This window comes from Nguyenibacter vanlangensis (assembly GCF_013376155.1).
GTDB classification, from domain to species: domain Bacteria; phylum Pseudomonadota; class Alphaproteobacteria; order Acetobacterales; family Acetobacteraceae; genus Gluconacetobacter; species Gluconacetobacter vanlangensis.
Map to the genome: position 1 here is coordinate 1 of NZ_JABXXP010000117.1, position 6,998 is coordinate 6,998.

General features: G+C 58.3%; 5 protein-coding genes. 4 read left to right on the plus strand and 1 reads right to left on the minus strand.

What is annotated here, in order from left to right; all coding sequences use genetic code 11:
* From HUK84_RS08130 to HUK84_RS08140, 3 genes are all read left to right on the plus strand, one after another.
* Positions 1–2,392 (plus strand): TonB-dependent receptor (locus HUK84_RS08130; protein ID WP_374729293.1); only part of this gene is annotated, 2,392 nt, incomplete at its 5' end.
* Between the two features lie 126 nt (positions 2,393–2,518).
* Positions 2,519–3,064 carry a hypothetical protein gene (locus HUK84_RS08135; protein WP_176639847.1) on the plus strand — a complete coding sequence of 182 codons (546 nt, stop codon included), beginning with the start codon at positions 2,519–2,521 and terminating at the stop codon, positions 3,062–3,064.
* Between the two features lie 287 nt (positions 3,065–3,351).
* Positions 3,352–5,808, plus strand: coding sequence for an ABC transporter permease (locus HUK84_RS08140; RefSeq protein ID WP_176639848.1), 2,457 nt, complete (start codon positions 3,352–3,354; stop codon positions 5,806–5,808).
* A 186-nt stretch (positions 5,809–5,994) separates the two neighbouring features.
* On the opposite strand, the gene HUK84_RS08145 is transcribed toward HUK84_RS08140, so the two are convergent.
* On the minus strand, positions 5,995–6,147 hold the full coding sequence (locus HUK84_RS08145; RefSeq protein ID WP_176639849.1) for a hypothetical protein: 153 nt from the start codon (positions 6,145–6,147) through the stop codon (positions 5,995–5,997).
* A gap of 134 nt (positions 6,148–6,281) precedes the next feature.
* Here HUK84_RS08145 and HUK84_RS08150 point away from each other — a divergent pair.
* The coding region (locus HUK84_RS08150) for a hypothetical protein (protein ID WP_176639850.1) at positions 6,282–6,998 on the plus strand (717 nt) is incomplete at its 3' end.

A 6,998-nucleotide genomic window follows, 5' to 3' on the forward strand; every position in this document is an offset into this window, starting at 1 on the left:
GGAGCAGGCCCCGGCCCAGACCCAAGCCCCGGTCAAAACGCGGGGACGCGCGCGGCGGCGGGGTGGCGCGGGGGGCCTGCAGGCCCGATCGGATGAAAATGTCGCGGTGACGGGCCATCGTTTCGTCTCGCACAATGCGGACACGGTCGTGGCGCGGGCCTTCATGGAGCAGCAGGTGCCCGGCACCAATATCCTGCGCTCGCTGCAGATGGTGCCGGGGGTCAATTACAGTTCGACCGACGCGCTGGGCATCGATACCTGGGGGGCGAATCTCTATGTCCGCGGGTTCTTCATGGACCAGTTGGGCGTGACCCTGGACGGGATTCCGCTGAACGACCAGTCCTATTCCAACCTGAACGGCGTCAATGTCGCCGATGCGGCGATTCCCGACGACATCGCGCGGGAATCGGTGTCGCAGGGCGCGGGCGCGGTGCAATTGCCGTCCAATACCAATCTGGGCGGGACCCTGCAGTTCTGGACCCGCGACCCGACGGACAAGATGGGTGGGAAGATCACCCAGGGGTTCGGAAGCTATAAGATGGAGCACAGCTATTTCCGGTTCGACAGCGGGATCCTGAACCCGTCGGGCACCAAGTTCTTCGTGGCCTATGACCGCAATTACGAAGAGAAATACAGCTCGCCCAGCCCGGATTTCCAGCAGGGGGTGGATGCCAAGCTGATCCAGCCGCTGGGCCAGCGCGGCACGATGACCGCGTTCTTCAACTGGAGCAATGCGCAGGCCTGGAACTATCCGGACCTGTCGCTGGATATCCTGCAGAATGTCGGCTGGCGCACGCGGGCGTTCTATCCGAATTATGCCGGGGCCTATGCCGCCGCGCAATGGAACTGGATCTGCGACACCGGGTCGAGCCCGGCGGCGAGCTGCACGGGCGGGGCGGGGACGATCAACCCCACGACCGGTCAGCCCTTTGCCCTGCGTGGACCGAACCAGGTGCCGAACGGATGGCAGAATACCGCCGAAGGGGCGGGCGTGGCCTATTATGACGGCGGGCAGCAATCGATCGATTATGTCGGCGGGCTGAATTTCGACATCACGCTGAACGAGCGGCTGCGCTGGCTGTCGACGCTCTATGGCCATAGCGATACCCAGTACACGACCTATGGCGATCCGTTCATGGGATCGACGACCGGGGCGCCGCTGTCGGAGCAGGTGTGGCAGCCGCGGCAGGAACGCTATGGCTTTACCACCGCGCTCGATTACACGCTGGCGCGGCACCATATCAATGCCGGGTTCTGGTACGAGAACAACAACCAGGCCGAGGCGCAGTACTGGTATAATGAGCCGGTTCTGGGCCAGGGGCTGCCGCTGGAGACGATCGGGCCCTATGATACCTATGGTCCGGCCTTCGCCCAGGCCTATGGATTCCAGTGGAGCACCAATACGTTCCAGGCGCATGTGATGGATACCTGGCGCCTGATGCCGACCCTGACGCTGGAATACGGGTTCAAGTCCCTGCTGCAGACGACGTCGGGCGGTGCCTATTACGGCAATGCGGACGTCTATGGCACGGCGGACCTGCCGAACGGCAGCATGACCTCGGCCAACGGGTTTTTGCCGCATGTCAACCTGGACTGGCATCCGCGGCCGCAGCATGACCTGTATGTCGATATCGCCGAGAACATGCGTCCCTTCACGGTGGCGCCGACCGGCGGCGCGACCTCGCCATGGGCGGTGACGGGGCAGTCGATCTTCAAGGGATTGCAGCACAGCCTGTCGCCGGAGCGCGACTGGACGTTCCTGCTGGGCTATCGCTATACCTCGCCGTACCTTATCGTGGCGACGGACGGGTATTATACCTATATCTCGCACCGGTTGCTGTCGGCCTCGGTCGGGTCGCTGAACAATCCGCTGACGTCGGTCGTCGATACGCGGGTGGCGACGATGTACGGGGCCGACATTTCGGCCACGCTGACGCCGGTTCGGGGGCTGACGATCTATAATTCGTTCAGTTATAACCATTTCACCTGGGGCGCGCATACCCTGATCCAGGATGGAAACGGGAATTACGACGACATTTATGGCAATGTCATGGATGGCTATCCGAAATTCATGTACAAGGCGATGGCGTCCTATACGTTCCATGGGTTTACCGCCCATATCGATGCCAATTACCTGTCCAAGCGTTATTTCTCGATCCTGAACGATACGTGGATTCCCAGCTATTGGCTGGTGAATGGCGGGGTGCGGTACCAGTTCGGGAATTTCCGGTTCTTCAAGAATGTGACCGCCGATTTCAATATCTACAACCTGAACAACACCAAATATGTCGCGATGATGGGTGAGAACGGCTTCCCGGTGACGGGGGATTACCAATCGTTCGAGCGCGGGTCGGTGCGCGAATTGTTCGGGACGATCAGCACGGAGTTCTGAACGGTTCGGACATCATCCGGTCGGATATGGCGCTCGTGCAGGGCCGGTCCGGTATGGATCGGCCCTTTTTGGTATTCGTCGACGTTGGAGTTCGGGGAGATCCGGGCGGGTGTGGGGGACGTGACGATGCTGATTCATCTGAATGGCTGGCCCGGATCGGGCAAGCTGACCGTTGGGCGATGCCTGGCCGGGCTGTTGGGGGCGCGGCTTCTCGATAATCATACGATCCTGAACGTGGGCTATGCGGTGACCGAGCGCGGCAGCGCGGCCTTTTACGAGACCGTGCGCGCGGTCCGGGCCGTTGCCTTTGCGCGGATCCTGGAACTGCCGCCCGAGGTTCCGGTGGTGTTGACGAATGTCGTGACGCGCGGTGGCGGCAGTTCGTTTCCGGAAGAGACCTGGCGGGCGGTCATCGATCTTGCCGCGCTACGAGGGTGTGCGTTGTTTTCGGCGACCCTGACCTGTTCGCCGGAGGCTCGGGCGCGGCGGTTGGGAACGGCGGAGCGCGTGGCGGCGGGCAAGATGCATGACCCGGCCGCGCTGGCCGCCGCGATGGCCACGCGCGTGCTGTTCGATGATGGCGCGATCGATCGGCGATGGTTCGACAATACGGACCTGGCGCCGGAGCGGTGCGCCGCCGCGATCGCGGCGTGGGTCGGACATCATGCGTGAGACATCGTAATCCAGGGCCGCTGGTGAGATTATTAATATTCATAGAAAATATAATCCTTTTTTTGATGAGCCGGCTACGTCTTTGAATGGAGGATGTCCGAGATTGTTTTATAAATACCTTTTTAATCAAAGTATAATATCAAACGATAGTGATCGTCACATATAAAACACCTGACGTCATCGGCTTCCTCGATCGCCATTTTCATGTATCATTGCGTACAGTACGAGAAGTTTTCAAAACGCCGAATGCTGGCGCAGAAATTTGAGGAGCGGCGAGGAGCTGTCCTATGTTAAAAACAATCTTCGATGCTACTATTCGTCAAGCGCGTCAATATCCCCGGTATTTTTTCATAGATATTTTTGGAATGGCGGTAGGGTTATGCTTCTTTATAATCTCAGCGCAATATGTTTATTTCGAATACAGCTTCAATGATAACATCTCTGACGCAAAAACAATCGCGCGAGTCGATATTACCTACAAGGTGCCAGGGCATGCACCCGTCGAGAGCGGGAACCTCTCATTCGCCGCTCTGCCGTTCTTACGAGTGGATTTTCCTTTTCTCGCTGCATCGACACTGGATCGCCCCGTGTCGGTATTACTCGAAGCAGGCAATCGACGATTTTCGCGAACGATCGAGCAAACTGACAGCGAGTTTTTCAAAACGATTCCCCTGCCCCTTGAGCAAGGGGATCCTGCGCACGCGTTGGATCGGCCTGATGGTATCGTATTGTCAGACAGGTTGGCGAAGGCGATCTTCGGAAGGCGTGAGGTCCTGGGAAGATCGATTATAGTTATGGAAGAAGGCGTAAAGGTGGCCCTTACCGTCACTGGCGTTCTTTCGAAGCCAATGGTTGCGACAACGATTGATCCCGAGGCGGTGATGATCATCCCGCAGCGGGTTCGGGAAAAGAGCTATGCATTTACGCGCTGGCGTTCCTCAATAGGCAGTATCTACGTAAGGTTTCGGGAGCCATCTGATATGGCCCTCGCTCAGAGTCAGACGAGTTCGTTTCTGAGTCGTCGAGCAAGTGGGCCGGATAGTGGCAACGATGATCGTAATCTTGGTGTACATCCGGAGAAGACAAGCCTGCTGACATTCGTACCGCTCTCGGAAACCCATTTTCATGATATAGTCGTGGAAGATACGTCTGACGGTGCTGATCGTGGTGTCGTGGATAGCCTTGGGCTCACCGGCATTTTTGTGTTGATCCTGGCCATAGGAAACTCCGTCAATCTGTCTACCGCGCGGAGCGCGTTACGTGCCCGGGAAGTCGCGATACGCAAGACATTGGGAGCGACCAGGTCCGCTTTATTCATGCAGTTTATGGGAGAGTCCATCCTACAAGCATTGATTTCCGCTGTGTTGGCATTGAGCTTCTTCGAGTTGGTATCACCGTTTATTTCATCCATGGTGGGTGTTAAACTTAATGTTTATTATGAACATACAATATTAATTCTATTAATTTCCGCGGTCGCGACCGGAATTGCCGCCGGAGTGTATCCGGCATTGGTGCTTTCGGCCTATCGTCCGGCGATAATCTTCTCCTCCGCGGCCCTGCCGTCTGGGGGGCGGCTTGAAGGCAAGGTGAGAAAAGTCTTGATTCTGGTCCAGTTTTCTATCGCCTCTGTAATTGCGATATGCACTTTAGTCGTTAATAAGCAGGCCAATTTTATCCGGACCTCCGATCAGGGTTATACGGCAAAGGGGCTGCTGGTCAGTCCTCAGATTCCAGCCAGCGATGCAAATGTGCAGCATCAGCTTCTCGACGCTGTGAGGGCAATCCCAGGCGTCACCGCTGCGACGCTGTCGGTCCTGGAACCAAATGTTTCCACCGTCAGCTATTTTGATGCCAAGACGGCACGTGGAGAAAATATCCATGTTCTCACGGATGTCATTTCGCGGGGCTATGACGTCGTCTATCTTCCTCACCTTCTTGCTGGACGCTGGTTCGACAATTTCCATGGGCAGGACAACAGCCAAGGTTGGGACGGACTTTTAGCCAGTCCTGGGCCTTATAATATCATTATCAATTCCCGCACCGTATCAGCGGCGGGATTTGCATCGCCTGCTGCAGCCATTGGACAATCTCTAACGATTGGATCCACTAGGCTTTACATTATAGGGGTCGAAGACGATATGCGATTTGTCTCGCCCCATGAGAAGGTAAGGCCCCTGGTTGTACTTCAGTCCAGGCAGAATATTCCCGCTGCGGTTATTACGATACGTTTCGCTGGCGTCGCGTCGCGCGACATGCAGGAGCGCCTCAAAACTGTGTGGAATAGATTGATCCCCGACGCCGAGGGAAATTTTGAGACTGTGGTCGACCGGACATCAGAATTTTATATGAATGGGCAACGCCAAGGAAAGTTGGCTATAGCTGGGTCAATAATGACCTTTGTGATCGCGGGCATAGGTCTCTATGGCTTGGCTTCACTTTCCAGCGTGCAACGTCGGCATGAAATAGGCATCCGCAAAGCTCTTGGTGCCCGAGTTGGCGATATCATTATTTTGATGCTGCGTGGTTTTCTTTTTCCGGTATCGCTTGCTTGCATGATTGCATGCCCGTTCGCGTGGAGTCTGATGCGCGCATGGCTCTCGACTTTTTCTCAGCGAATCGCGCTTTCGCCGGCGTATTTTCTCGTCGTAATCGGCTTAACACTCGGATTTGCTGCGCTTATTGTTATCGGGCAGACGCTTCGCCTTGCCCGTATGGAACCGGCTCGCGCGTTGCGAAGGCCCTGAGAGAGGTGGCCCCATTCGTTCGGACAGATTTGTGAGTTGAATAAACTATCGCCCGTTGTTGCGATACCGCCGATTTCTCGCTGTTGCTGACCGACACCATTGCCGGGCTTAACCCCGGCAATGGTGTCGGAATTGCTCACTGGGTTGGTAGAAGGGCTTGCGGCGCGTGCGGGAATTTGATTCATCCTACGCATGGCGCCGTCCCTCCTTCATGATCTGACCGATGCCGAGACGAACGATCTCCTGCTTGCACAGCGTGAGAGTATCGGTAACCTGCAGCTTGTGTTCATCGGACCAGCGCCGCCTACGCCTCACGCCAATCAGGATCTCCTGCCGCATCCTCGCCTCCTGACGACGTCAATAACGACGTCATTGACGACGTGAAGTTACCAACCACTCAATCCCATCGTAAGGCAGCCATGGGCGGCGAGTTACGATGTCGTGGCGGCGCGGACCATACGTGAGGCATTGTGATGCGTGAGGCGTCGTGCGTGCCGGCGTCGCGTGTGCTGATCGGGGCACGCTGGCGGGGTTTGTGCCGGGTCGTGGCGTGGCGGCTGCTGCGGCGGCGGTCGGATGCCGTGTTGTTTCCGGTGGGCATAATGGTCCTGCTGGGATTGCTGGCCGGCGGAGCGTGGGATGGCGGCGTGGCGTTGCGCAAATGGGCGGCGGTGCATGGCGTGACGGCGCTGCTGCTGTCGGTGCTGGTGAACGCGGCGGTCGGTTTGGGGCTTGGCCGGATGGCGGGGAATGCCGCCCGGCGGGACGCCGCCATGGACTGGCTGCGCGTGCTGCCGCTGTCGCCCCGGGATTGGCGGCGGGTGTTGTGGATGGATGCGATGGGCATGGCAGTGCTGACGGGCGCCGTGGCATCCGGCTTTGTGGCGATCTTCTTTGCGGGTTTTTTGGCGGGGGTGGCCGGGTGGGGAGCGGAGTTGTCGGTGATGCCGATCCTGTTCGCCTGCCTGCCCGTGGGAGTGGCGCGCGGGTTGGCGGGTGGGGCGGCCAGGGAAGAGGGGCCCAGGGAAGAGGGGCTTGGCGAAGGGGCGCGCAGGGAATCGGGCGACGTGCCCCGGCGATCTGCCGTGATCCGGCCCGCCTGGGGTGGGTGGTCGCCGGTGCGTTGGTTGGTGCTGGCGCGGCCGTTCGGGCTGGGCCTGTGGGGGATGCGGCTGCTGGCCCGGCGGTCC